Origin of the sequence: Streptomyces sp. x-80, assembly GCF_046549095.1 — a bacterium.
Classification (GTDB): domain Bacteria; phylum Actinomycetota; class Actinomycetes; order Streptomycetales; family Streptomycetaceae; genus Streptomyces; species Streptomyces celluloflavus.
The window spans coordinates 65199-89554 of record NZ_JAJPWM010000026.1; the positions used below are offsets into that span (position 1 = coordinate 65199).

23 protein-coding genes and 1 pseudogene are annotated in these 24356 nt (G+C 71.7%); 14 read left to right on the plus strand and 10 right to left on the minus strand.

The window, feature by feature from the left end:
- Positions 1–240: 240 nt before the first annotated feature.
- Entirely contained in the window at positions 241–387 is a 147-nt protein-coding gene (locus tag ACLJWH_RS36515) for a hypothetical protein (protein ID WP_411146100.1), read from the plus strand.
- Positions 388–514: 127 nt separating this feature from the next.
- On the opposite strand, the gene ACLJWH_RS36520 is transcribed toward ACLJWH_RS36515, so the two are convergent.
- The 5 genes from ACLJWH_RS36520 to ACLJWH_RS36540 all read right to left on the minus strand — a co-directional run bounded on the left by ACLJWH_RS36520 (position 515) and on the right by ACLJWH_RS36540 (position 6696).
- The gene (locus tag ACLJWH_RS36520) at positions 515–1600 is read right to left on the minus strand and encodes a methyltransferase (protein ID WP_411146101.1); all 1086 of its coding nucleotides are present in this window, start codon (positions 1598–1600) and stop codon (positions 515–517) included.
- Entirely contained in the window at positions 1597–2445 is an 849-nt protein-coding gene (locus ACLJWH_RS36525; RefSeq protein ID WP_411146102.1) for a hypothetical protein, read from the minus strand. Before ACLJWH_RS36525 ends, ACLJWH_RS36520 begins: the two co-directional genes overlap by 4 nt.
- Positions 2426–3898 (minus strand): carbamoyltransferase, encoded by a 1473-nt coding sequence (locus ACLJWH_RS36530; protein ID WP_411146103.1) that lies wholly within the window; start codon positions 3896–3898, stop codon positions 2426–2428. The genes ACLJWH_RS36525 and ACLJWH_RS36530 overlap by 20 nt, the downstream gene beginning before the upstream one ends.
- 81 nt (positions 3899–3979) lie before the next feature.
- Positions 3980–5308 carry an aminotransferase class I/II-fold pyridoxal phosphate-dependent enzyme gene (locus ACLJWH_RS36535; RefSeq protein WP_411146104.1) on the minus strand — a complete coding sequence of 443 codons (1329 nt, stop codon included), beginning with the start codon at positions 5306–5308 and terminating at the stop codon, positions 3980–3982.
- Positions 5305–6696, minus strand: coding sequence for a B12-binding domain-containing radical SAM protein (locus ACLJWH_RS36540; RefSeq protein ID WP_411146105.1), 1392 nt, complete (start codon positions 6694–6696; stop codon positions 5305–5307). The genes ACLJWH_RS36535 and ACLJWH_RS36540 overlap by 4 nt, the downstream gene beginning before the upstream one ends.
- 519 nt (positions 6697–7215) lie before the next feature.
- Here ACLJWH_RS36540 and ACLJWH_RS36545 point away from each other — a divergent pair.
- From ACLJWH_RS36545 to truD, 8 genes are all read left to right on the plus strand, one after another.
- Positions 7216–7989, plus strand: coding sequence for a DUF6071 family protein (locus ACLJWH_RS36545; protein ID WP_411146106.1), 774 nt, complete (start codon positions 7216–7218; stop codon positions 7987–7989).
- Positions 7990–8191: 202 nt separating this feature from the next.
- A complete protein-coding gene (locus ACLJWH_RS36550) occupies positions 8192–8965 on the plus strand; it encodes a tyrosine-protein phosphatase (RefSeq protein ID WP_411146107.1) in 774 nt (257 codons plus the stop codon).
- Positions 8966–9208: 243 nt separating this feature from the next.
- Positions 9209–10036 (plus strand): SDR family NAD(P)-dependent oxidoreductase, encoded by an 828-nt coding sequence (locus ACLJWH_RS36555; RefSeq protein WP_411146108.1) that lies wholly within the window; start codon positions 9209–9211, stop codon positions 10034–10036.
- Positions 10037–10066: 30 nt separating this feature from the next.
- Entirely contained in the window at positions 10067–10693 is a 627-nt protein-coding gene (locus ACLJWH_RS36560; protein ID WP_411146109.1) for a 2OG-Fe(II) oxygenase, read from the plus strand.
- Complete coding sequence (locus ACLJWH_RS36565) at positions 10678–12132, plus strand: hypothetical protein (RefSeq protein WP_411146110.1); 1455 nt, start codon at positions 10678–10680, stop codon at positions 12130–12132. Before ACLJWH_RS36560 ends, ACLJWH_RS36565 begins: the two co-directional genes overlap by 16 nt.
- Positions 12125–12910 carry a 2OG-Fe(II) oxygenase gene (locus tag ACLJWH_RS36570; protein ID WP_411146111.1) on the plus strand — a complete coding sequence of 262 codons (786 nt, stop codon included), beginning with the start codon at positions 12125–12127 and terminating at the stop codon, positions 12908–12910. The genes ACLJWH_RS36565 and ACLJWH_RS36570 overlap by 8 nt, the downstream gene beginning before the upstream one ends.
- 151 nt (positions 12911–13061) lie before the next feature.
- Positions 13062–14612 carry an MFS transporter gene (locus ACLJWH_RS36575; protein ID WP_411146112.1) on the plus strand — a complete coding sequence of 517 codons (1551 nt, stop codon included), beginning with the start codon at positions 13062–13064 and terminating at the stop codon, positions 14610–14612.
- Positions 14613–14614: 2 nt separating this feature from the next.
- Complete coding sequence (truD, locus tag ACLJWH_RS36580; protein ID WP_411146113.1) at positions 14615–15664, plus strand: tRNA pseudouridine(13) synthase TruD; 1050 nt, start codon at positions 14615–14617, stop codon at positions 15662–15664.
- A gap of 19 nt (positions 15665–15683) precedes the next feature.
- Here truD and ACLJWH_RS36585 read toward each other — a convergent pair whose 3' ends face one another.
- Positions 15684–16304, minus strand: a complete 621-nt coding sequence (locus tag ACLJWH_RS36585; protein WP_411146114.1) for a GrpB family protein — start codon at positions 16302–16304, stop codon at positions 15684–15686.
- A gap of 351 nt (positions 16305–16655) precedes the next feature.
- Here ACLJWH_RS36585 and ACLJWH_RS36590 point away from each other — a divergent pair.
- Both ACLJWH_RS36590 and ACLJWH_RS36595 read left to right on the plus strand, forming a co-directional pair.
- A pseudogene (locus ACLJWH_RS36590) lies at positions 16656–17474 on the plus strand (IS5 family transposase); the annotation flags it as partial.
- 42 nt (positions 17475–17516) lie between these two features.
- Positions 17517–17939, plus strand: a complete 423-nt coding sequence (locus ACLJWH_RS36595) for a hypothetical protein (RefSeq protein ID WP_411146126.1) — start codon at positions 17517–17519, stop codon at positions 17937–17939.
- Between the two features lie 40 nt (positions 17940–17979).
- Here the strand turns inward: ACLJWH_RS36595 and ACLJWH_RS36600 are convergent, their stop codons facing one another.
- Positions 17980–18414 carry a DoxX family protein gene (locus ACLJWH_RS36600; RefSeq protein ID WP_411146115.1) on the minus strand — a complete coding sequence of 145 codons (435 nt, stop codon included), beginning with the start codon at positions 18412–18414 and terminating at the stop codon, positions 17980–17982.
- 98 nt (positions 18415–18512) lie between these two features.
- Here ACLJWH_RS36600 and ACLJWH_RS36605 point away from each other — a divergent pair, with 98 nt between their 5' ends.
- Positions 18513–19118, plus strand: a complete 606-nt coding sequence (locus ACLJWH_RS36605; protein WP_411146116.1) for a TetR/AcrR family transcriptional regulator — start codon at positions 18513–18515, stop codon at positions 19116–19118.
- Between the two features lie 167 nt (positions 19119–19285).
- Here the strand turns inward: ACLJWH_RS36605 and ACLJWH_RS36610 are convergent, their stop codons facing one another.
- Entirely contained in the window at positions 19286–19627 is a 342-nt protein-coding gene (locus tag ACLJWH_RS36610) for a hypothetical protein (RefSeq protein ID WP_411146117.1), read from the minus strand.
- Between the two features lie 357 nt (positions 19628–19984).
- Between ACLJWH_RS36610 and ACLJWH_RS36615 the strand changes: the two genes are divergently transcribed.
- Together ACLJWH_RS36615 and ACLJWH_RS36620 are read left to right on the plus strand one after the other, a co-directional pair.
- Positions 19985–20338, plus strand: a complete 354-nt coding sequence (locus ACLJWH_RS36615; protein WP_411146118.1) for a UBP-type zinc finger domain-containing protein — start codon at positions 19985–19987, stop codon at positions 20336–20338.
- A 419-nt stretch (positions 20339–20757) separates the two neighbouring features.
- Positions 20758–21996, plus strand: coding sequence for a hypothetical protein (locus ACLJWH_RS36620; protein ID WP_411146119.1), 1239 nt, complete (start codon positions 20758–20760; stop codon positions 21994–21996).
- A 222-nt stretch (positions 21997–22218) separates the two neighbouring features.
- On the opposite strand, the gene ACLJWH_RS36625 is transcribed toward ACLJWH_RS36620, so the two are convergent.
- On the minus strand, positions 22219–22413 hold the full coding sequence (locus tag ACLJWH_RS36625) for a hypothetical protein (RefSeq protein ID WP_411146120.1): 195 nt from the start codon (positions 22411–22413) through the stop codon (positions 22219–22221).
- A gap of 56 nt (positions 22414–22469) precedes the next feature.
- Positions 22470–24065 carry a DUF4157 domain-containing protein gene (locus ACLJWH_RS36630; protein WP_411146121.1) on the minus strand — a complete coding sequence of 532 codons (1596 nt, stop codon included), beginning with the start codon at positions 24063–24065 and terminating at the stop codon, positions 22470–22472.
- Positions 24066–24356: the final 291 nt, after the last annotated feature.

The window sequence follows — 24356 nt, forward strand, 5'->3', positions numbered from 1 at the left end:
CATGCTGCGCGAGGCTGCGGCGGTGTGCGGCGGGCGCCTCGCTCCGGCCCGTCAGCGCAGACCGTCGGGGCAGGACCGTGCCGCCCCGATCCGAACGATGCCGGGGACGGTTCGGGGCCTGCGGTACTCCCGCCGGGGAACGCGGGGTTGCAGGACGCGGATCGTCCGGACCGGCGCGCACGGGGCGCGCAGCGCCCGGAATGCGGCGGACGTGCTGTCGGGTGGGGCAGCGCCCCGGGCATGGTGGATCTGACGACCGCGACGCCGGCGACCATGGAGCCGAATGTCCGGTTGCCGAGTGTGGAGATCTCCGGGGCCGGGGTCTTCCGGTGGACGGACGGCCGGGACAGATCGCATCTGACGGGGTATCCGCGCCGCGAGGAGTGATCCACCAGGTGGGCCTGTGCGCCGGGCGCACTCGGTACGCCGGTCCGGCTCGCGGGCGGGTCCGGCGTGCGGGCAGATCCAGCTCGCGGCGGCCGGCGGGGGCGCCGCCGGCCGCGCGCGTCCGGGATCAGGGCCTGAGCGGGCGGAACTCCATCACCGTGGCGCCGCCGGGCAGGCGGTCGGAGGCAGTCAGGCCCAGGCCGGCCCGGTCGGCGAGCTGGGCGTACTGCGCCACCGAGCGCTTCCGGCCGCCCAGCAGGACCAGCATGCGCAGGTCGTGCGAGGTCAGGCGGCGGGTCTCGGCCACATCCTCGGCGGTCTCCGGGGTGCCGGGGGCCGGTTCGCCCGGGAGGACCCGTTCCGCGATCAGCACCCGGCCCTGCTCGGGCACGGCGGCGGCGCAGGTCCGCAGGATCCGTACGGCGCTCTCGTCATCCCAGTCGGCCAGGACACGGGAGAGGAGATACGCGTCCGCGCCGGGCGGAAGGTGGTCGAACATGTCGTGGACCGCCGCGTCCGCCCGGTCCCCGAGGCCGTGCCCGGCGAGGTAGCGGCGGGCCTCGGCCACGGAGCCCGCCTGGTCGGCCACTGTGCCGCGCAGGCGCGGATGGGCCTGGAGGATCTCCCGGAGCAGGGCGCCGGTGCCGCCGCCGACATCGACGACATGCCGGATGTCCGACCAGTCGTACGTGGTGCCGATCCCCCGGGTGGACTGGGAGACCTGGGCCATCAGCCGGTCGAAGGATTCGGTGCGGGCGGGTGAGGCGCCCAGGTCGGCCCAGAACGAGGCGCCGTGGACCTTCTCGTAGACGGGGGTTCCGGAGCGTACCGCGTCCACGAGGTGGGGGAAGGTGGTGTCGAGCCGGCCCGCCACCTCGTCGGCGTCCAGCCACTGTCGCAGGTTGGCGGGGTGGTCGGCGAGGAGTTCCCCGGCCAGTTCGGTCAGCGCGTAGGTGCCGGGTTCCGGCTCGGCGAAGATGTCCCGGCAGATGAGGAAGTGCAGGAGCCTGGCGAGCGCCTGGGGGTCGGCGCCGGCCGCCTCGGCCAGGTCGGGCAGGCGGGTGCGTCCGGCGGCGATGTGGTCGGCGAGCCGGAGGGTGGCCGCCGCCCGTACGGCGAACGGCGTCACGATGTCCGCGATTTCGGTGAGGCCGCGGGCGGGCTCCGGCCGGTCGGGCGCGCCCGGAGCCGGGGCGGGCGATGCGGTGGTCATGGGCTCCTCCAGAGGGTCGGCGTGGGGGCGGCGGCCGGGCAGGTGCAGGGCGTGACGGTGGGGTGTCCGTACGGGGAGGGGGCGTCCGGCGGGTGGGCCTTGGGCTGACGCCCCTTGGGCGGCCCGGCGGTGTGCTGCCCGGCCGGCTCAGGGGCCGGGTCCGCCGCCTTGGATGGCGGCTCCCGGGACGGCCCGGTGGACGGCTCAGGTCCCGTTCCCGGGGCCGGATCCGGGACCGGGTACGGGGCCTGCCGGGAGAGCTCCGCGAGCAGGACGGCCGCCTGGCGCCGGGTGCGGCAGCGGCGGACGGGGGTGCCGGTCCGGCGCAGGGCGTCGTGGATGACGACCAGGTCCCGGCGCCGGAAGAGCAGAGACTTGCGGAGCAGGGCGGTCAGGCTGAGCACCGGGGGATCGCCGGCCTCCCGGAGGCGGCGTGGCACGTACTCCGGTCCGTGCCGGCCGTGGGGGGCCGTCTCCGGGTGGTGGGCGGTACGGCGCAGACGCAGGCTGCGGCGTACCAGCGCCGCCGCGCACAGCAGCGGGTGCCGGTCGAGAAGGACGACGAGGTCGGCGGCGCGGGCGCGGGGTTCGGCGCTGCTCGCGTAGTTGCCGTCGGCGATCCATCGCGGGAGCGCGCACAGGGCGTGGATGCGGTGGGCCCACTCCGCCTCGCCGGGGCGGGACCAGCCCGGGGACCAGTAGAGGTCGTCCAGGTGGTAGAGGGGCAGGGCGGTCGTGACGGCGAGCAGGTGGCAGAAGGCGGTCTTGCCGCTGCCGGGGCTGCCGAGGACGACGATCCGCCGGCGGGGGCGCCCTCGCGGTGCGTCACAGGACGGGGATGCCATGGAGTTTCCCGAACCGGTCCGCGTCCTCGGCGGTGTTGACCAGGGGCTCGCCCTTGATGTTGAGGCTGGTGTTGAGCAGCATCGGGCAGCCGGTCTCCTCGTGGAAGCGCCGCAGCAGAGTGTGGATGAAGGGGTTCTGGCGCGCGTTGACGGTTTGGACCCGGCTGGTGCCGTCGACGTGGCAGACGGCGAGGTGGGCCTCGGGGTCGCGCGCGTTGGCGACGAACTGCATGTACGGGCTGGTCGGTACGGGCAGTTCGAAGGAGGCGTGGGCGTGTTCCTCCAGCACGATGGGGGCGAACGGCCGGAACGGCTCGCGGCGTTTGATCTCGTTCACCCGGCGCTTGGCGGTGGGTGGCCGGGGGTCGGCGAGGAGGCTGCGGTTGCCGAGCGCGCGCGGGCCGAACTCGGCCCTGCCGTGGGCCACGGCCAGTACCTCGCCCCGGATGAGCCGTTTGAGGGCGTCCTCCAGGTCGGGTTCCCGTTCGATGTCGTGGCCGAGGTACGGGCCAGGCCACGCGATGTGCCGGGAGAGGTGGGCGAGGGCGGCGCCGGCCGAGCTGCCGGCGTCACCGGGGCTCGGCATGATCCAGATGGTGTCGAAGAGGCCGGAGCGGGCGAGACGGGCGTTGTAGGCGCAGTTGAGGGCGACGCCGCCGGAGAAGACCAGGTTGCGGGAGCCGGTCTCCCGGGCCGCCCAGGCGAAGAGCCCGTCCAGGAGGCGTTCGGTCACTTCTTGGGCGCTGGCGGCGAGCGTGGCCGGGTCGTTGAGTTCGGGGCGCCAGTCCGCGATGCCGCGGTGCACCGAGCGGGTGAGGCGGAAGTCCGGCCAGTCGGCCCGTTCGACGAAGTCGTCCCAGATCTGGTCGGCGAGGTCCGGCGTCCCGTAGGCCGCCAGGCCCATCATGATGTACTCCTCCTCGTTGGGCTTGAAGCCCGCGCGCTGGGTGAAGGCGGAGTACAGCAGGCCGATGCTGTGCGGGTAGTTGACCGTGGCCACCCGTTCGAGGCGGTCGCCGCGGCCGTGCCACAACGACACCGTGTTCCACTCGCCGATGGCGTCCACGACGACCACGGCGGCCTCCGGCAGTCCGGAGGTGTAGTAGCCGCCCGCGGCGTGCGAGTGGTGGTGGCCGACGATGTGCACGCGCGCCCCGCGCAGTTGCGGGAAGCTCCGCAGATACGCGCGCAGGCCGGCCGGGTCGGCGGCCAGGCCGAACTGTCCGGAGCGGAGCTGCCGGGTGCGTTTGAGGAAGGGGCGTTCGTAGTAGACGACATCGTCCACGCGGTCCAGGTGGGCGAGGGCCGCGGCCAGCGCCTGCGGGGAGAGCGCGGCGTCGTTCTTGCGTCTGCTGTACCGCTCGCAGTGTGAGGCGAAGACGAGTTCGTCGTCGCGGACCGCGGCGACCGCCGCGTCGTGGCTGCGGCAGGACAGGCCGAGGATGTGCGCCATGGTGCGGCACCTCCAGTGGTGCGTGGAGTCGGGGTCGCGAGGTCGCGGGGGCCGGGAGGAGAGGACGGGGCGGGGCCGGGGTCAGTACGGCGGTTCCGGGCGGTGCGGTACGTCCCCGGGCGGGGCGGCCGGAACGGTGACGGAGGTGACGGGGGTGACGGGGGTGGCGGAGCTTGCGGGAGGGTTGGCGGAGCCGGCGGGAGGGATGGCTGGAGGGCGGTCGCGGTCGGTCACCGCGTCCAGCAGCCGCGCGACCCGCTCCATCGCCGGGCGGTCCGCCAGGGAGACCCGGAAGCAGCCGGCCAGCCCGGGGAGGTCGGACAGGGAGCGGATACGGACGCGGTGCGCGGCCAGCTGGTCGCGGGCCGCGTCGGCGGTGGCGGGGTCGGGCGACCAGAACGTGGCGAAGTTGGCGCCCGGCTGGAGCACGTGCCACCCGGTGTGGGTGGACAGCACCCGGTCGGTGAACTCCCGCCGTACGGCGCGGACGTCCCGCCAGATCTCCCGCCACCGTTCCCGCTGCGGGGCCAGCCGTTCCAGCAGGGCGACGCCGGGGGCGCCGACCGCGTTCTCGGGCCGGAAACGGCCCAGGTGTTCGCGGAGTTCCGGGTGGACGAGGAGCGCGGCGATGCGTACCCCGGCCAGGGCGAATGCCTTGGAGTACGAGTGCACGACGATCACGTTGGGGAACTCCGTGACCAGCGGTGCGTGGGAGGTGTGGACGAAGTCGCCGTACGCCTCGTCGATCACCAGCAGATGGCCCCGCTCACGGGCGGTCTCCGCGAACCGGCGCATGGTCTCCGGCGGGTACAGCAGGCCGCTGGGGCTGCCCGGGTTGGTGACCGCGGCGACGGCCGGGGCCGGGGTCGCCCGCAGCGCGGCCAGCAGCGGGGCCGGGTCGGCGGTGGGCGGTGTGCCGGTGAGGCCGGGGACGCCGGTCACCTGGACCCGGCGCAGCCCGGCGTAGTGGCGCCAGGCCTCGAAGGCGGGTTCCTGGAGGAGCAGCCGGCCGGCCGGGCGGACGAGGGCGTCGACGACGAGGCCGATGCCGTTGTCCGAGCCGGCAGTGAGCAGGACATGGCCGCTGTCGAGGCCGTGGTAGGTGTCGAGGGCCTCCAGGACGCGGTCCTGGAAGGGGTAGGCGATGGTCTCCGCCAGGGGCAGGGCGGCCAGTTCGCCCGCGACGAGTTGGTCGCTCCACGGGTGCTGGAGTTCGCAGCTCTTGAGGTTGAGGGTGTCCGGGCGGCGCTCGCGGGGGTGCCAGCTCAGGCCGAGGGTCTCGGTGCCGAGCGGGAAGCGGAAGCCGTCGAGGTCCACGGTGCGGGCCGGCGGCCGGGGCGTGTCGTGCCCCGGGCCGCCGGCCGGTCCCGGGGCGGTACGGTCCCGGCCGGCCGGCTGCGGGGCGGTCAACGGGGGGTCCGCTGCGGAATGCGTTCGTGAACGCTGGTGAGGCGGTCCTCCCGGCCGAACATGAAGGCGTAACGGGGGTCAGCCTCGGGCCGCGCCCCTCCCTCCCCGTCGGCGCCGGTGTCGGTCCCTGCGTCGCCGTTCCCGGCCGGGACGGGGTCACCGCTGATCAGCTGCCGGTTGAAGCGCGCCACCTGGTGGGTCGTCATGTCGCCGGTCATCTCGTGGAACGGGGTGTACATGGTCGGGCGGACCCGGGCGCCGAGGGAGCGGGCGAACACGAAGGTGCGGGCCGTGCCCTCGATGGAGGTGCCGGGCAGTCCGACGATGACGAACGCGTTCAGCTCGATCCCGGCGGCGTCGCACCACCGGGCCAGCGTCCCGAAACGTTCCTCCTCGATACGTTTGTTCCTGGGCAGCCCGTCCTGGCCCTCCGGCTCCAGGGTTTCGAGCCCCACGGAGATACGGACGCAGCCGGCCCGGCCCATCAGGGCCACCAGTTCCTCACTGAGGTGGTGAATGGTGGTGGCGCATTTCCACTGGGGCGAGACCGGGCCCTCGATGAACCGCTCGCACAACGCGCGGACCCAGCGCCGGTCGAGCGTGAAAGTGGGCGCGTAGAAGGCGACGTACTCGAACGGATGGCGGGCGTAACTGTCCCGGATGTAATCGATGACAGCGTCCACCGACATACGGCGCTCACGGAGTCCGAAGATCTCCGGAACTTCGCAGAACTCACACCCGACCGGGCACCCCCGGGCCGCCGGAACGACGAGTTCGCGCCGGAACGGGATCCCGCAGAATTTGTGCTCGTCCTTCGCGTAGAAGCGATCGTAGTCCTGGTAGGGGATTTCGTCGACGTCGGGCAGGGACCACTCCTCGGGGGCGAGCCGGTCGCCGTGCCCTTCGGGTTCGAGCCACTCCTCGCCGTGCCGTATCGCGACCCCCGGAAATCCGGCCACAGGGGCGGTTTCTGGCCCGGATTTCGTGAGGCTGTTGACGTAGTACGCGACTCCGGTCTCGTAGTCGCCGGACTGTACGACGGCGTCCAGGTCGAACTGGCGGAAATAGCCGGGGTTGAGGCTGGAGAGCCGGCCGAAGGTGATCAGCCGGCTCTGCGGGGAAAGCACCCGGGCGTACTCGGTGAATCGCGCCAGACCGTCCACCGCGTCGAAGTCGTTCATCACCGCGATGACGTCGTAGCGGCCTTGGTAGAGCAGGTCGCCGACGCCCTTCCAGTTCATGCTCAGGGTGCCGGCCTCGCAGGTGTCCACCCGCCCTGTACCGGGCTGACGGCGCAGGTGGCCGGCCACCATGTACAGCGGGCTGTGGTGGCCGGCGTTGAAGTAACTCGGTACGTGGGGCGGCCAGATCAGCAGCACGTCGGTCATGTGCGCTCCCTCGCGTCGACAGGTCGGAAGTACGGGAGCCGCCGTTCGGCACCATGGCCGTGAGCCGGTGCCGCCCGGCGGGGAAAAGAGGGTCCGGACCGGCGGTCCACACGATCCGGCGGGCCAACTGGATACCCGCCGCGGGAACGCGGCCTGCGGGCGGAACGGACATGGGGCGCCCTGGTTCCACCGGAAGCATGTGGTCCGTTCTACCCTTTTCTCCGGCCTTCCTATTCACTGAATTGACACGGCTCTGACGTTCTGGCTGGTTTTTTGTGCTGAACGGGGTCCGCCTCGGGAAGGTTTACGAGGTCAGGCCGCGGGCCGTACGAAACGGACCGGTGCGCCATCTTCTCCTCAATGGCCGGAATCGTAAGGGCGCGGCCGGGACGATCTTCCAGCACTGTTGCCGCCCCGTGGAATGGAGTGTTCAATTCACATCAGCCCCCGAATTCCGTTGCGTTACTTCCACGCGCCGTCTGGAGGCATGTTGTGCTTGTGTATGCAAATGGCTGTTCCATGACGTACGGTGCCGAGTTGGTGGACGACCTCGACCCGGACCCGGATCGGCAGCGCTACAGAGAAGAACATTCCTGGCCGGCCCGGCTCGGCGACTTCCTCGATGCTGGACAGGTGGTGAACGATGCCGTCATTTCAGGTTCCAACGACCGGATATTGCGCACCACCATCGACTGGCTGACCGGACATCGTGAGATTGTCGAGAAAGGTCATCTGCTCGTCGTCATCGGCTGGTCGGGCGCGATGCGCCGCGAGTTCTATGTGGACGGCGATTTCCGGCAGGTCATTCCGTACCAGCAGCATCAGCACACGGATGTCCAGAGACTCACCGATGTCTACCGCGAGCTGGCCTGGCACGACCACGAGTCCGGGACCCGGCTGCTCACGCAGATCCTCTCCCTCCAGTCGTTCCTGCGGCTGCACCGGGTGCCGTACCTGTTCTTCGACTCCATCGAGAGCTCCTTCGACAGCCTGGGCCGGGCCGGTCTGGCCGAGAGCGGGGGCGTGGACATGGTGGACCGCTCCTGCTTCTACCGGTTCGGTGACGCCGATGGGTCCATGGCCGACGTGCTGCGGGCCTCCGGCACCGAGTGGAAGGGGCGGCATCCCGCCGAGGACGGTCACGAGACCTGGGCGCACAAACTGGCGGCGCATGTGGTGGCCGGACGGCTGCTGCGCCGCCCCACCGCCGCGCCCGTCACGGCGCCCTCCGGCCCCGCCTTCGCCCGTCGGCGCCCCTTCCGGCCCGCGAACCGCGACTTCCTCTACCCCTGACCCGGCCCGTTCCCGCACCGCTCCGGCCTCCCGGCCCGGCCATGTCCGTACACCTGCCGCGTCGTGCACCGGCCGTCGTCCGCACACCGGCCGTGTCCCGCCCCCGCGGGCGCCTGACCGCGCCCCTCCTCGGAAAGGCACCACTGATGGACAGTCCCCGCACTCCGGTTCGCCCGACCGTGTTCCGCGCGCGGACCGCCCGGTGAGTAAGCCCCCGCCGTCCTCCGCGCAGGCGCCCCGGCCCGTCGCGGACGCGGTCAACCTCCGTGCCGTGACCCCGCCGGGGGTGGTGCCGGGCCGGATCTGGCGCTCGGGCACCGGAGCGGTCATGGACGCCGGCACCGCCGGTGAACTGACACACCGTCACGGTCTGCGGACCGTGATCGACCTCCGGTCGCGGGGCGAGCGGGAGCGCGCCGGCGGCCCGGCCGAACTCCTCGCGCACGGGGTGAGCTGGACCCGAAGCCCGCTCACCGGCTATCCGCGCGACATCGTGCACCTTCCCCGGCCGACGCCCGCCCACTACGTCCGCTACTACCACGCCATCCTCATGGAGAGCGCCGACGGCGGCGTCCCCGCGCTGTTCGCGGCCCTGGCCGACGCCGCCGACGAGCCGTTCCTGGTCTGCTGCCACCTCGGCAAGGACCGTACGGCGGTGGTGGTCGCCGCCCTGCTGGCCCTGGCCGACGTGCCCGACGAGCTGATCGCCGAGGACTACGCGGCCAGCGGTACGGCGCTGGGCCCGCTGCTCGACCGCTTCGCGCACAAGTGGCAGGCGCACGGCTGGACACGCGAGGACTACAGGGTCCACCTCTCCACACCGGCCGTGATCATGCGCACCTGGCTCACCGAGCTGCGCCGGCGGCACGGCGGTGTACGGGCCGCGCTGATCCGGGCCGGGGCCCGACCCGCCGATCTGACGGCCCTGTCGGCGGCGCTCACCGATCCATCCCGCGATCCGCCCGACCGGCCCTGAGTGCTCCGGTGGTTCCTCCGCCCGGCGGTGGAGGCGAGGAGAGGTCAGCCGTGGGCCACCCAGAACGCCGTGCACCGGCATACGTCCGGCCGGCCCACTGCCTCGGCGGCCCCCTCCTTGCCTCCTCCCCCGGAGCGGAGAAACCCTCCGGCCCGCGCTCGTCCGTATCCGTACCTCCGCATCCGCCCGTACGTACCCGCCTGTGCGTCCGTACGGCCCGAACTCCCGGCGACAGGAGCCCGCATGAGCCCATCGTCCCCGCCCGAGCACTCCGCCCCCCGGCCGCTGCCCGGCCCCTTCCGGGGCGCCGTGGTGATCGGCGGCACCCACGGCCTGGGCCGGGAACTCGCCCTCGGCGCGCGGAACCGGGGGCTGCGGACCGTGATCTACGGACGCTCCGCCGCGCCCCTCGACGACACCGACGGCCTGCTCCCCCGCCCCCTGGACCTGTGCGATCCGCAGAGCGTACGGACTGCCCCCGTCGATGTACCGGCCCCCTGCTACGTGCTCTGGGTGGCCGGGGCGTTCCTGAAGAAGGCCCTGGCGGAGACCACCGAGGACGAGGTGGAGCAGCTGACCCGGCTGCTTTTCACCGGCCCGGTGCTCTTCCTTCGGCGGCTGCTGGCCGAGGCCGGCGGCCCCGTCCACCTGATCACGATCGCGTCCTCGTCCTCCTGGAAGCGGCGCGAGCGGGAGACGCTGTACTGCGGGCTCAAGGCCGCGCAGGCCACCTTCGCGCGCAACCTGGTGCCCGAACTGACCGCCGCGCATCCGGAGAATCGGATCACCCTGGTCAACCCGGGCGGTCTGGCCGTACCCGACTTCCACACCGGTCTCGCGCTGGACTTCGGCGCCATGATGGATCCCGGCCGGGTGTCGGAGATCATCTGGGACATCGCGGCCGGCCAGCGGCAGGCCTTCACCGAGGTGCAGATCCTGCGCAGCCGAGAGCCCGGTTCCGAGGGCACCCCCGTGGTGTCGTACGGGGCGCGCGTGCCCGAGACCCCCGACGAACCCGCGGCCGCCCCGGCCTCCGGTGCGGCAGCGGCGCACCCCGTCGAGCGCCACTGACCGAGCACCACTGACGGAGAGGGCAAGCTCTTGCTGGATCTGAACGCGCCGGTGGAACAGCACGACGAACCGTACCGGTGGGCCGTGGCCCACTCCGTGATCCCGGCACCCGCCGCCCGGACCCTGCGGGAGCAGATGCCCGCGCCGCAGGCTCTGCATCCGGCCGAGCGCACCGGCGACGGCGACAAGACGTACCGGATGGCGGTCCTCCCGCTGATCCGCCACGACGCGCCCGAGCCCGGCATGGCGCAGATGGGCGAGGCGTGGCACCGGCTGGTCGAGCACCTCCAGGCGGACTCCTACCGCGCGTGGGTGAGCCGGACCATCGGCATCGACGTCAGCGACACCACACTGGACATCGGTCTCTTCGTCTTCCAGGGCGGGGACCGGATCTCCTCGCACACCGACAAGGCGGGCAAGCGCGCCACCCATGTCATCTATCTGAACGACGACTGGGCGGACGACCACGGCGGGCAGTTCGAGGTCAGGACCGGCCCCGACCTGTCGGTCAGTCCGTACGCCACCATCGTGCCCGGCGGCGGGCACTCGGTGCTCTTCGCCCGCTCGGACCACTCCTGGCACGCGGTCGCGCCGGTGGCCGCCCATGCCCCGCAGTACCGGCTGACCTGCCAGGTGGAGATGTGGAACCTCAGTTGACCCCCGCGCCGCGCACCGACGACCGCGCCGCGGCGAGCCAGGAGCCGTACTGGGACATCGAGGCCGGGCCGCCGCTCTCCAGCGAGGTGCGGATGTCCGGGTTCAAGCACCTGATGGTGCCGTGCATGGCCGCCGCCGGCCTCTCGGAGAAACCCTGGGAGCTGCACGACGCACCGGACTTGACGGACCGTCAGGCATTGACGGACATGCTGCGGGCGCTCGGCGCGCGCGTCGAGGTCGACGGGGCGGGGGAGCGGGTACGGATCGACGCGGCCCCGCTCGCCGGCCACCGGGTGCCGGCCGACCGGTCGGCCCAGGTGCACGGCGGCGCGTATCTGCTGCCCGTCCTGCTGGCCCGGCACGGACGGGTGGAGTCCGGGGCGCACGGCGGCTGCCGGATCGGCGGCGGGCACGGGGGCGGCCGCCCGGTGGAGCACATCGCCCGGGTGCTGGAGCGCTTCGGGGCCACCTGCGCCACGGACAGCGACGGGGGGCTGTCCGCGACCGCCCCACAGGGGCTGCGCGGAGCCGTGATCGACCTGGCCGACTTCTCCACGCCCGACCCGCACAGCGGACTGCCCACCGGCCCGTACTACTCGGGGGCGACGAAGACCGCGCTGCTGGCCGCGGCCACCGCCCGGGGCGGCACCGTACTGCGGCACCCCTACCCGAAGCCCGACGCCCAGGAACTCGCCCGGGTGCTGGCCCTGGCCGGGGTGGCGGTGGACGTGACGCCGGACACCATCGAGATCCAGGGCGCGGACGGCCCGATCGGCGGCGCCACCGTCGCCCTGCCGTCAGACCTGCTGGAGGTGGTCACCTTCGTCACAGCGAGCGTGCTGCTCGGCCAGGAGCTGACGCTGCGGCTGACCCGTCCGGAGGTGGTACGGGAGGGGCTCGCCCCGGAACTCTTCCATCTGCGGCGGATCGGGGTGCCGCTCGACTGGGAGGGCGAACTGCTGCATGTCCGGGCGCCGGTGGGCCCACTGGCGGCGGAGCGGGTTGTCGCCGCGTCCCACCTCGTCTACAGCGACGCGCAGCCCCTGTTCGCTCTGCTCCTGCTGGCCGCCTCGGCGCCCTCGACGCTGGTGGAGACCGTCTGGTCGGGGCGGTTCGGCTATGTCGACGGGCTGCGCTCGATGGGCGCCCGGATGACCGTGCACGGGCAGGAGCTGCGGATCGGCCCCGGCGCGCTGCACCCGGCGCCGGGACCGCTGCGGGGCAACGATCTGCGTGCCGCCGCCGCGCTGCTGCTGGCGGCGCTGGCCGTGGGGACCCCGCACCGGCTGTACGGGGTGGAGCACCTGGCCCGGGGGTACGCCCGGCTGCCCGCCAAACTCCGCGCCCTCGGCGCGCGGATCACCGCCGGTACGGCCCCGGCCCCGGACGTCCGGGACGCCGTGGGTTCCCAGGACAAGGAGGCGACGCACGATGTCTGACGGCCCGTCGACCTCCGCCGCGTTCCCGCCCGCCGAAGCCGGTGGCACCGGCGGCTCCGGCGGCGCCCGGGGAGCGGTGCTCGATCTGCCCGCGCTGCGGCGGGCGGAGCTGGCCGAACGCCCCTTCCGCTGGGCGGAGCTGCCCGACACCCTGCGCGGCGCGCCGGGCGAGACCGCGCACCGGCTGGAGGAGGAGTTCCCCACCGAGGGGTTCCGGCTGACCGAGCGGACCGGCGGTGACTCGGAGAAGACGTACCGCACCCGCAACTTGCCGCTGATCACCGAGGGGCGCCCGGTCGCCGAGAGCCGTGCGTTCCTGTCCCCCCTGTGGCGGCGGCTGGTGGACGAACTGGCCTCGTCCGAGTACCGCGCGGCGGTGGCCGAGGCGACCGGCCGCCCGCTGGACCGCTGCCGGGTCGAGGCCCGCGCGGTCCGCTACGGGCCCGGCTACTGGATCGCGCCGCACACCGACCGGGCCGACAAGGTGGTCACCCAGCTCTGGTACTTCAACTCCGAGTGGCCCGAGCGGTGGCAGGGCTCGCTGCGCATCCTCGGCTCCGCGGCGGCGGACGACGTACGGGCCGAGGTCGCGCCCCTGCGGGGCTCCTCGGTGCTGCTGGTCAGGTCGGCGGATTCCTGGCACTCCGTCGCCCCCGTGTCCGAGGCCGCCGCCGAGGACCGGCGCACCCTCCTGGTGCACTTCGTCGACCCGGGCGCCGGGACGGCCGGGGAGCCGCGGGTCGTGGACGTACGGCGGTCCGGCGCGGACGTACAGTGACCCGGCGCGGACGTGACACGACCCGACCCGGACGTGCCCCGGCCCGGCCCCTCCGACCAGGGAGGGGCCGGGCCCCCATCCACCTGACAGACCGACATGTGCCGGATTCCGGGCGAACGGGCGGCCCCGTGACCGATCGGGGCGCCCTGCCATGACCCACCCCCACGACACCACCCTGACGGCCCCGGCGGACGCCCCGGCCTCGGCCCGTCACGGCCGCCGGGTGCTCTCCGCGACCTCGTTCACCGCGCTGCTCACCGGCCTGAACACCAGCGGCCTCGATGTGGCCCTGCCCGGGGTCGTCCGGCACTTCAGGGCCTCCGCCGCGCAGGCCAGCTGGATGATCCTCGGCTATCTGCTGGCCGGCACCGTCCTGCTGCTGGTCTGGGGACGGCTCGCGGACCTGTTCGGGCGCAGCCGGCTCTATCTGACGGGCGTCGCCCTGTTCGCCCTGGCCAGCATCGGCTGCGCGCTCGCCCCGGACGCCTGGTGGCTGGTGGCCGGCCGGATCCTCCAGGGGGTGGGGGCGTCGGCCATCGTCGCCAACACCACGGCGCTGCTCGCGGACGCCTTCCCGCCCGAACGGCTGCCCCGGGCGCTCGGTGTCAACGCCACACTCATCTCGGCCACCCAGGCCGCCGGGCCGCTGCTGGGCGGGGTGCTGACGGATCTCCAGGGCTGGTCCGGGATCTTCTGGACCAGCGGGGCGGCCGGTCTGGCCGCCTGCGGCTGGGCGGCGTACGTACTGCGTCCGGACGGCGGCCCGCGCTCCGGCGAGACCTTCGACGCCGGGGGCGCCCTGCTGTCCGTCCTGTTCCTGGGCGGCGGGGCGCTGGCGCTGACCGCGAGCGGATCGCAGGGGTGGACGAGCGGGACGGTCATGGTGAGCGCGGCCGTGTCGCTCTCGGCGCTCCTCGTCTTCCCGCTGGTCCAGCGGCGGCAGCCGCATCCGCTGGTGGACCCGTGGCTCTTCCGCGACCGGCGGCGGGCGATGGCGCTGCTGGCCGCGTTCCTGACGGCGATGTCGTACTTCTCCGTCGTGCTGGTGATGTCCCTGTACCTCCAGACGGCCGAGGGCCTGACCGCCGTGTCCGCCGGTTTCCAGGTCATGCTCATGGCCGTCGGCGCCATGCTCGCCTCCCCGGTGGCCGGGCGGCTGGCCACCCGTCATCCGGCGCGGCTGCTGGCCAGCGCGGGCACGGCGACCTCGGCGCTGGGCATCGCGCTGCTGGTGCTGGCGCTGTCGCCGGGACCACCCGCGCCGACCGGTCTGGTCGGTCTCGGGCTGTTCCTGACCGGGGTCGGCGCCGGTCTGTTCGGGGTGCCGAACACCGGTGAACTCATGTCGCTGGTCCCGGCGCACCGGCGCGGCATCGCCAACGGCGTACGGTCCATGCTCCAGAACGCCGGCTATCTGATCAGCTCTGTGCTGGCCCTGGCGCTGGTCTCCGGACACGGAGCCGCCGGCGGGCCGGAGCCGCTGGTCGGCCACCACCGTATGGCGCTGCTGGTGCTGCTCTGTCTCTGTCTGGCGGCCACCGCGACCTCGCTGCTGCGCGGCGGGGCGCCGAAGCTGCGGGGACCGGCACAAACACGGGGACCGGCGCATGCCGTACCGCCGCGCGCCCACGACACCACAGCCCCACCCGCCCCGCAGCCCCCAGAGCCGGGAAGATCCGGCAGGACGAAAGGAACGGAGTGACCGTGGAGAACCCCATCCTCAAGGCGCACGCCACCGACTTCGTGGTCCAGGAGAGCATGGTCCTGCCCGTCCAGGACGATCCGGACGCGCCGTTCCAGTACCTGCGGCTGCTCAAGCGCGGATACACCACTTTCGAGGCGGTCGAGCGGATCGCCGCGGTCTGCGGGGTGCCCGCCACCGAGCTGTCGACCGCCGGGCTCAAGGACGAGGACGCCGTCACCGAGCAGCATCTCGCGTGCCTGGGCGGGGTGTCCCCCGAGGGCATAGCCGAGTTCAACGCCCGCCACGCCTCCGGCGAGCGCGCCATGCGGCTCACCCTGCACGGCTACGGCCACCAGGGGCTGCGCGCCGGGCAGTTGGAGGGCAACGGCTTCCGGATCGTCGTGCGCGGGCTGTCCGCCGAATTCGTGGAGACCGTCGGCGCGCTCGGCGAGCGCGCCGGGGACCTGTTCTTCGTCAACTACTACGACACCCAGCGCTTCGGGGTGGCGGGCGGCCCCAAAACCACCCACCGGATCGGCCGCGCCCTCCTGGAGGAGGACCACGACACCGCGCTCGCCCTCGTACGGGAGTCGAAGTCCCGGGAGGCGGAGCGCGCCCGGGAGTTCACCGGACCGGCCGCCGTGTTCTTCGACCGGATCGACCCCCGGGTGCGGGCCTTCTACCTGTGCGCGCACGCCTCGTACGTGTGGAACGGACAGCTCGCCGCGCTGCTGCGGAAGGTGAGCAGCCATCCGCTCGACGAGACCCGGCGCGAGGGCATCCCGTACGTCTTCGCCACCCGCCGGGACGATGTGCTGGCGCTGCTCCAGGAGGCGACGGCGTTGCCGTACGAGCGCCACCGCTGGACCGACGGGGCGATCCGCCGCACCGAGGGGCTGCGCCCGACGGTGGTGCAGACCCGGGTCCGGGTGGTGCGTACGGGCGAGGACAGCGACACACCGGGACGCCACTCCTGCGAACTCGGCCTCTTCCTGCCGTCCGGCTGCTACGCCACCAACGCGGTGGCGCAGTGGGTGGCCTGGGCGGGCTCGGGGGACGTACGGCCCTGAGCCCCGGGCTCCGGGCTGGTCAGTCCCGGACCTCGCCGGGCCTGGCCGTCATCGTGGCGGCCGGCTGCCAGCCGGTGTCCCGCGCCCAGTTCTCCGCGACGGCGACGACGAGATCGACGACGGGATCCTTGACATCGGCGTACGTGGCGAGGTCCGGGACGGCCTCCGCGAGCAGCTGCTTGAAGCGCGCGTAGGCCGGGACCGCCTCCGGGTGGGCGCGCAGCCAGTCACGGAAGAGCAGGGCGAGCCGTTCGCCCGGTGAACCGGCCGCCCGGACATGGAGGTTGACATCCGGTTCCGGGTGGCCGCGCCGGGTCCACAGCCGCTTGGTCCAGCGGGCCGGATCGTCGTCGCGGCCGGCCGGCACATGGTCCTGGCGGTACGGCGCGAGGTCGTAGCCGTGTCCGGCCAGCGGCCCGGTGAAGGCGTCCTGCGCCTCCTGGAGGTCGCGGACGCTGATCTGCACGTCGAAGACGGGCTTGGCCGCCATGCCGGGCACGGCGGTGCTGCCGATGTGCTCGACGTGCAGCGCGAGCGGGGCGAGCAGTTCGTACAGTTCGCCGGTGAGGGCCCGGCCCCGCGTGGTCCACGCGGGGTTCGGGGCGGCCACGACGAGTTCGGAGGAGCTGTCCTTGGGCATCGCGCGAGTCTAATCGCCCCGGGCCCGGCGGCTCCGTCCGCCTCGGACCACGGACCGGTCCGTCGACGGCCGGTGGCGCCACGGCCGTACGAGACCCGCGAACGCGGCCAGTGCGCCCACCGCGCCCACCAGTTGGACGACGGCTGCCGAGTCTCATTGCGATGTCCGGGCGGTTTCTCATCCTGGTGTCATTCGATCTTGTTTCCGACCGGGGAGGGGAGGGTGTCTGCGAGGGGCAGCGTGTGAGTGGGTGTTCTGCGAATGCTCGGCGAACTCGTCGCGACTGACAGTGGGTTGTCCGGTTCCGGGGCTTCACGATCGGCCGGGCACGCGGTGTGCTGGTGGGGGTGGATGGGCGTGAGCCACCCGAGCGACCTGCCGGATGAAGCCCGGGAGCTGATCCGGCCGTTGATCACCGCGTGGAAGGGCTGGCGTCCCTCGGTCAGCGGGCATAAGGGCAACTACGGCATGCGGGAGATCGTGAACGCCCTCATGTACCAGGCCAGGACCGGCTGCCAGTGGCGGTATCTCCCGCGTGATCTGCCGCCGAAAAGCGCGGTGTACTACCACTTCGGCCTGTGGCGCGACGACGGGACCGCGGAGGCCATCCACCAGCTGCTGCGCTGCCCGGCCCGAGAGATGCGCAGACGGCGGGGAGGACCACACCGCCGTGGTCCTGGACTCGCGGACGGTGCGGGCCTCGGTGAACGCGCCGAAGGAGACGACCGGGCTGGATCCGGGCAAGAGGAGCCAGGGCCGGAACAGAGGCATCGCCACCGACGTGATCGGCCTGGTCATCGCAGTGTTCGTGGTGGCGGCGAGCGTGCACGACCACGCGATCGGAACCACTCTGCTCGATAAGGTCGCAGCCGGCGCGCCCACCGCGACCAAGGCGTGGGTGGACGCCGGGTTCAAGGAGACCGTCGTGGAGCACGGCGCCCGCCTCGGTATCGACGTGGAGATCGTGCAACGCGAGCTGGGTACGAAAGGGTTCACCCGCAGCCGAAGCGGTGGGTGGTCGAGCAGACTCTCGGCACCCCCATGCTGCACAGACGTCTCGTGCGTGACTATGAGACCAGACCGTCCAGCTCGGCGGCCTGGATCCACTGGTCCATGACCGACCTCATGCTCCGCCGCCTCACCCGCACCACCACTCCGACCTGGCGCGACCCGCCCGCCCACCACCCCGCACCCCGACGTGCAGGAGCCCCGGTGAAGCATCTCCTGGACGAGATCGAGGCCCGGCAGCAGCTGGTACGCGAGACGGCCGGACAGTCGCGTGAGCAGATCGGGCTCCTCACCGAACAACTCACCGCAGCCGAACGCACTCTGGAACGCCTGGACATCACCCGCGAGACGATGCTGGAACTGGCCGCCGAGGACGGCATCGAGCCACCGGAGCCGCTGCCGCCCGGCTACCGCGAGGTCCTCGCCGCCTTCGAGCGGGCCGGGCGCGCGCTCCGCGCGAAAGAGGTCTGCGAGATTCTGGGCATCGGCACCGAGCCGCGGCACACCGAAAGCGTCCACGCCAAGCTGAAACGCTTGGTCGACCGCGACATCCTCACCGAGCCCGAACCCGGCCTGTTCACCCTCACCCAGCCGACACCGGCCACCCCAGACACCAACTCAACCTGAAATTCGGCGAACCCACACAGAACACCAAGTCAGAGGTCGCTCAGGAGAGTGCGACCGCGAGGCAGGCCGCCAGGAAGACGATCTGCAGTACGGTGCGCGGAGCGAGCCGGCTGAGGGGGCTGAGCAGGACGCCGCTTCGGGCCGCGCGAACGTTGGCCGGGAACATCGCCACCATCAACACCCCCAGACACCCCGCCGCCAGACGGCTGGTGAGAGGGACGAGCAGCCCGACCACCCCGGCGAGCTCCAGCACACCGGTGATCGTGACGAGCAGTTCGGGCCTGGGCAGGCGCGCGGGAACGATGCGAGTCAAAGCCGCGCGCCGTCGGGTGAAGTGCGCCGTGCCGGTCAGCGCGAACATCGCGGCCAGACCGACTCGCAGCGCCGCCTGCCACCCCTCCAGCGCGTCCACACCTGCCAGCCCCAGCAGCCACGCCAGAGCGGATCCGACGAGCAGGGTCACCAACGGCGCCATACGCACCCTCAATCATTCCGTCTTCGATCTTTCCAATGACAAGATCGAAATCTAGGTACGGCATCTTGTCAATGTCAAGATTCGGTTAGACTGCCGCGATGAACGCCCCCCTCAATGGACGGACACAGCAGTACCACCACGGAGATCTACGGCGCGCACTGCTCGACCACGCGGCCGCCGCCATCTCCGAATCCGGCGTGGCAAAGGTCAGCCTCCGCGAACTCGCCCGGCGCGCAGGTGTCTCGCACGCCGCACCGACGCACCACTTCGGCAGCCGTGCGGGCTTGCTGACGGCGCTGGCGGCCCAGGGCTTCCACGCACTGGCCGACCTGATGCACAACGCACAGGAGCAGACCGCCGACTTCACGGAGATGGGCGTGGCCTACGTACAGTTCGCACTCAGCCACCCCGCACATTTCGAGGTCATGTTCCAGCCCCACCTCCACCAGGGCGACGACCCGGCACTGCGCGCCGCTCAACAGCGCGCCGGCGAACTCCTCTACGGCGCCCCCACTCTGCCCGGCACCGGAACCCGTGACGCGGGCATCGCCGCCTGGTCGCTCGTGCACGGTTTCGCCACCCTCTGGCTGAGCAACGCCCTCCCCGCCGAACAGGACACCCCACCAGAACAGCGGGCCCGCCAGGCCATCCGCGCCTTCCTCGGCGGCCGCGACAACGGGAGCCTGGCTGCACACGACGGCTGAGCGGTCCCGGGACGGCCGCTCGGGCGTCACTCGGGCCCGTGCGCCCTCACCCAGCCGGCACCGGCCAGCCCGGACGCCAACTCAAGCTGAAACCTGACGAACCATCGCAGAACGCCCACTCAGGAGATGGTGTATTGCGTCTTGGGGCCGGCCTTGCAGGGGCTGAATCAGCTTTCTGAGGTCCAGGTGCTCACGCGCAGGTCGAGCTTCTGGCCCTTGCGCAGGGTGCCCGAAACGTGAATCGGGTGCGTCCCCTCGGTGGCGCTCTTGGTGCAGACGGCCTCTTCCTTCGTCTTCTTCCAGCTCTGGCCGGCTCCGCTGTACTCCAGCCATGCCGTGTACTTCATCTTCGAGGTGTGGTTCCCCTCGCCGCACCACGCCGACGCGGTGCCGTCGAAGGAGTAGCCGCCTTCACCGTTCCAGGGCAGGGTTCCCGTCACCTCGCCGATGATTCCGATCGAGCTCCCCACCTCCAGGTCGATCGGGGCGGAGCCGGGTGCCACGGCCACGGGGGCCGCTGCGGCCGTCCGCTCGGTAACACCGGTGAGGCACGCCACGAGGGTCACCGCCGGAACGGCCAGACGGACCCTCGAAGACACAGAAGGGAGCGAGATCAAGCTCCTGGACAGTGCAGCGCCGCCGCTGTGGAAATCACATTAAAGCAACGCAAGGTTACTGATCCAGAGCACTACGTCACCACGCCGTTTTGCGCCAGCACACCCGAGAAGCTGTCCCGCATCCTCGCTGCGAGTAATGCGATCTGGTCAGCGTTCCCCGCGGAGTAGCCCCTGACCTGGCCCGTTGCTGTGGAGCTGGTGGCTCGTTGGGCTGGACGCGACGATCGCACGCGCTACGGAAGGGCAGTGATGTCGGAAGCCACCGCGGGTATCGACCCGGTAGTGCCGCCCAGTGGGCCCGGCTGTGTGGAATGTGAAGCGGCGCAGGGCTGGTGGGTGCATCTGCGCCGCTGTGCCCAGTGCGGGCATGTCGGTTGCTGTGACACCTCCCCGGAGCAGCATGCGTCGCGGCACTTCGCCGAGACCGGGCATCCGTTCATGCAGAGTTTTGAGCCGGGCGAGGACTGGTACTGGGACTTCCGCACGGGCGAGATGTTCGGCGAGGGCCCGAAACTGGCGCCGCCGCAGCATCATCCGCGGACGCAGACAACGCCTGGCCCTCGCGGACGGGTGCCCGGCGACTGGCAGAATCTCATCCACTGAGGCCGGACCTGATCTCTCCTGTGCGCCGCGCTCGCCCGCGGCCCGGCAGGCCAGCGCCTGCTGTCGCGTGAGCCGCCCGGTTACGGGGGCGCGGGGACGAGGCGGATGGTCCAGGGACTGAGGCGGATCCGCGGTGACCACAGGTCACCAGCGCACTTGTTGCCTGCTGTGCGCCAGCGGTACGGCCGTTGGCGTCAAGGGCTTGGTATCGGGCGGCGGGTGCACGGCGTGGTGATCGCCGGGGTCCTGCGCCGGGTGAGGTCCAGTGGCGTGCCTTTCTGTGACCGTGTGACCACCGTGGACCCAGCGGGGCACTCCGTGCGGAGAGTGCCAGTTTCGATACGTTGGGTGCTCTGGGGGAATGGTGGGCCAGCCGCAGGCGCCGGTGCCGTCCCCCGGATCCGGAAGGGATCGGCGACATGACAGAGTCCGACGCGTACCACTTCTACATCGCCTACCGGGGCAGCGGGCCGGTGTATCCGGGGATTGCGGCCCTTGACCCGGCCACGGGCCGGGTCCGGACGACCGTGGCCTCGGATCCCCTGCGGGGCCTGACCGCCGGCCCGGACCGTACGAGGCTGTACGGGCTGAGCGAGGGCGGCGCCTTCATCGACGTGCGCGAGACCCAGGAAATGCTGACCCTGGTCAACTCCAACATCACGTCCGACGACGAGAACATGCCGGGAACGGCGACGGCGATGTCACTGTCCCGGGACGGCAGCCGGCTGTACTACTCCAAGGGCTTCAACGCCGGCTGCGCCGACGGCGCCGACCCCGAATCGGGACAGCGCGACCTGGCCGTCAAGGGGCATCCGGTCTGGGGCACGGTGGCCGCCGCGCCCGACGGCAAGCGCTGCTACCTCGGCAGTGAATCGATGGCCGAGAATAACAAGGCCCAGACCCCGTGCATCGTCGCCCTGGGCCCGGCCAAGGGCGAGCAGAGCACACTCCTCGCCGTCGCCTCACCCACCAAGAACCGCTACCGCGTTGACCTTCTCCTCAGCGACGACGGTGCCACCTTGTACGCGTGGAACGCGAACTCCGACGACCCGCTGGTCGCCGTCGACACCACCACCATGACCATCACCGCCCGCAGTGCCGGCCGCGCGCCCTCCACCGTCGCCCTGCACCCTGACGGCCGCCTCTACACCGTGGACCGCGAGCGCGGCGGCGTCATCCTCGCCCCTTCCACCCTCACCGACTCCGGTACCTTCCCCTGCGCCCCCGACAGCGCCCCGGTTCTCGCGTTCGGCCCCGACGGCGCCCTGCTCGTCGCACAGGCCGACGGGACCTGCACCGTCCTGGCCCCCGGCGCGAGCCAGGTGTCCGGCCCGGCCCGGCTCACCGGCTCACCCGTCGCGGCCGTCGCCGCCGCACCCACCGAGCGCCCCCAGCGGGACGAGCCGAAGTACATGGCCCGGTTCAAGCAGGACGGCAAGACCTGCCGGGAGATCCAGGACGGCGTCCTGAAGCAGGTCGGGACCATCGCCAAGGACACCGGGGTACCGCAGTCCGACAAGACCATCGAGGGCGGCTACCGGCTCATCGACGACGGAGTCTGGCGACCCTGGTCGCTCAGCAGCTACAAATACTTCTACCGCATCCCCGACTGGGAGAACCTCCTGGTCGACGGCGACGACCTCACCTGGGAGAGCTGAGCCCGCTCCAGCGCCTCGCACCACGCCGTCCCGGCCGCCCGCATCAACGGCCGCTGCCCATTTGGATCGGGCGGGATCGACGAGGGCCCTCATGTCAAAGCGCATCGCCACAGTTCGACGGGCTTTCGGCTTGCTGATCACTCGTTTCGCTGAACAGCGCTGGGCGAGCCGCTTCAGCCGACGGTACCCAGACCCGGGCTGGGTTCCTGCGACCGGGTGGGGTCAGCGGAGGATCTTGGCTCCGAAGCAGTAGTCGCCCGGGACGAGAGCACCGGAGTGGGCGAACAGACCGGGTTCGGGCTCGGCGAGGATGCCCCAGCTGACCAGACATCTGAGTTTGGAGCGGATGCCTTCGGTGCACTTTGGAAGGCTCGGCAGGTCGAGGGCCTGTCGGCCATGACCGGGAATTGGCGGCATGAATTCCGGCTGTCATCCGGCCGCCGTTCGCCCCTCCTCCGTCCCTCGTCTGCCCGTCAGAGAATGTCGGCGAACACGATCACCACGGCGCTCTTTCCATACTCCGCCGCCATGTCCCCCTGGTGATCGCCCTTACGCACCAGGATCTGCTTGATGTTGATCCTGGTACCGACCGGGAAGGTCATTTCCTGCTCGGACTGGTTGTTCTTGCCCAGCGCCCTTCCCTGGTGGCCTTCCGGCAGGCTGAATTCCCACACGATCTCTTTGCCCGCCACGTACGAGTGGGTCAGCGGATCGCCGTACGTGGTCGACAGGATCGCGGGCCAGGTGATCGTCTCGTTGATCGTGACGTAGCCGCCGTCCGGGTGGTTCTCGTGCTTCAGGACGCCGCCGAACGACTCGTACAGGTACTTGCTGTCACCGCGCACGACCTTCCCCTCCGCGTTCGCGGGCGGTGTCGAGAAGTCGCTCCACACACCGTTGATCCGGGCGAAGATGTCGAAGGTATTGCGGAGGTGTTCGGCGTCCCAGCCCTCCGTGACAAACTCGTCCGCGTAGCTACGCGCGACGGCCAGTCCGCGCCAGGCCGCGAGCACCTCCGCCTCCTTCGGCTTGTAGGAGAAGCCGGGCTCGATGATCTCGTCAGGGGCGTAGCCGACCGCCTCGAAGGCCGCGAGGAGCGGGTTGATACGGCGGTAGTCCGCGCTGAGGTAGTTCTCGCCGAGGTCGAGGTCTTGCTGCTTCTGCCTGGCCGCGACGGCCGCCGGGTCCAACTCCCGTTCGCGGGCGGCCAGATAGGCACTGCGGGACTCCTCGCGACCCTCGACGGTGCCCCAGTCCTTGGCGGCGGGGGACGCACGGACCTTCTTGCCGTCCTCGTCGAGGACCAGATAGGAACCGAAGTTGAACCTGTCGATCGTGTAGGCCATCGGGCTGTCCGCCTCGTCCTCGTGCTTGACGACGGGGGTGCCCTTCGCGAGCCCCGGCCCCAAGGCGCGCTGGACGGCCGCCGTGCCGCGCCGCCTGTGCGCGTGCGCCGGTTCCGTGGTGTGCGCGTGGTCCGCCGGTGCCGGGCCGGACATCGCGCGGGCCGCGTTGGCCTCCGCTTCCTGTTCGAACCGGTCGGAGGGGTCGCTGACCTTGAGGCCGTCACCCGTGTCGGTGTCGGACACGGGGCCGGTGCGCTGCTGGACCACGTGGGTGAGTTCGTGGGCGAGCGTGTGCTTGTCCCCTCCGTCCCGGCCCACCACGATGTGGTTGCCCGAGGTGTAGGCCCGAGCGCCGATCCCGGCGGCGGACCGCTGGGCCGCCTGGTCGGTGTGGACGCGCACGTCGGAGAAGTCCGCGCCGAGCCGGGCCTCCATCTCGTCGCGCAGCGCGCGCTGGAGCGGCTGCCCCTGCGAAGCCAGCACCCGCTGCACGGACGAGGGCTGTACGGAGGGATCCTGCGCGGAGCCGGAGCCCTGTGCTGAGGAGCGCTGCACCATCTGTGTCACCGCCGCGTTGCCCACGGTGCGCTGCAGCGTCGCGAGCAGGTCCGGGCCGGGCGCGGGGTTCCCGGGCACCGGGGACGCTCCCTGGGCCCGTGGCCCGGTCCGGGTGCCCCGGGGCGCGGGGGCGGGCCGCCCCGGCTGTTCGCGTTCGCGTTTCATGGTGACTCCTGTGGCTAGTGGTCCGGTCCCCACTCATAGCACCCCCCGACCGCCGGGAGAGAGGGCTGCGAAGGCAACACCGAGGGCAGACCGGCAGGTTCCGCCCCGCCGCCACACCATCAGGCGACCGCAGATCCACTCAAAGACTCACGAACCGTCCACTGAGTGGGCGTTCAGAGATGGTTCGTGCTTATATGCGAGTTTTACGGCTGTCAGGATTGTGGCATTTGCGTCGAACGTGCTCCTTCGCGTCTGTCAAGCTGCCGCCATGGTCGCCCGCTTGCTCCACTC

Excerpts from the sequence above, each read along its gene's own strand:
- ACLJWH_RS36515 (WP_411146100.1), top strand. The coding sequence starts at position 241 with ATGGTGGATCTGACGACCGCGACGCCGGCGACCATGGAGCCGAATGTC.
- ACLJWH_RS36520 (WP_411146101.1), bottom strand. The coding sequence starts at position 1,600 with ATGACCACCGCATCGCCCGCCCCGGCTCCGGGCGCGCCCGACCGGCCG.
- ACLJWH_RS36525 (WP_411146102.1), bottom strand. The coding sequence starts at position 2,445 with ATGGCATCCCCGTCCTGTGACGCACCGCGAGGGCGCCCCCGCCGGCGG.
- ACLJWH_RS36530 (WP_411146103.1), bottom strand. The coding sequence starts at position 3,898 with ATGGCGCACATCCTCGGCCTGTCCTGCCGCAGCCACGACGCGGCGGTC.
- ACLJWH_RS36540 (WP_411146105.1), bottom strand. The coding sequence starts at position 6,696 with ATGACCGACGTGCTGCTGATCTGGCCGCCCCACGTACCGAGTTACTTC.
- ACLJWH_RS36545 (WP_411146106.1), top strand. The coding sequence starts at position 7,216 with ATGACGTACGGTGCCGAGTTGGTGGACGACCTCGACCCGGACCCGGAT.
- ACLJWH_RS36555 (WP_411146108.1), top strand. The coding sequence starts at position 9,209 with ATGAGCCCATCGTCCCCGCCCGAGCACTCCGCCCCCCGGCCGCTGCCC.
- ACLJWH_RS36570 (WP_411146111.1), top strand. The coding sequence starts at position 12,125 with ATGTCTGACGGCCCGTCGACCTCCGCCGCGTTCCCGCCCGCCGAAGCC.
- ACLJWH_RS36575 (WP_411146112.1), top strand. The coding sequence starts at position 13,062 with ATGACCCACCCCCACGACACCACCCTGACGGCCCCGGCGGACGCCCCG.
- ACLJWH_RS36585 (WP_411146114.1), bottom strand. The coding sequence starts at position 16,304 with ATGCCCAAGGACAGCTCCTCCGAACTCGTCGTGGCCGCCCCGAACCCC.
- ACLJWH_RS36600 (WP_411146115.1), bottom strand. The coding sequence starts at position 18,414 with ATGGCGCCGTTGGTGACCCTGCTCGTCGGATCCGCTCTGGCGTGGCTG.
- ACLJWH_RS36605 (WP_411146116.1), top strand. The coding sequence starts at position 18,513 with ATGAACGCCCCCCTCAATGGACGGACACAGCAGTACCACCACGGAGAT.
- ACLJWH_RS36615 (WP_411146118.1), top strand. The coding sequence starts at position 19,985 with ATGTCGGAAGCCACCGCGGGTATCGACCCGGTAGTGCCGCCCAGTGGG.
- ACLJWH_RS36620 (WP_411146119.1), top strand. The coding sequence starts at position 20,758 with ATGACAGAGTCCGACGCGTACCACTTCTACATCGCCTACCGGGGCAGC.
- ACLJWH_RS36625 (WP_411146120.1), bottom strand. The coding sequence starts at position 22,413 with ATGCCGCCAATTCCCGGTCATGGCCGACAGGCCCTCGACCTGCCGAGC.
- ACLJWH_RS36630 (WP_411146121.1), bottom strand. The coding sequence starts at position 24,065 with ATGAAACGCGAACGCGAACAGCCGGGGCGGCCCGCCCCCGCGCCCCGG.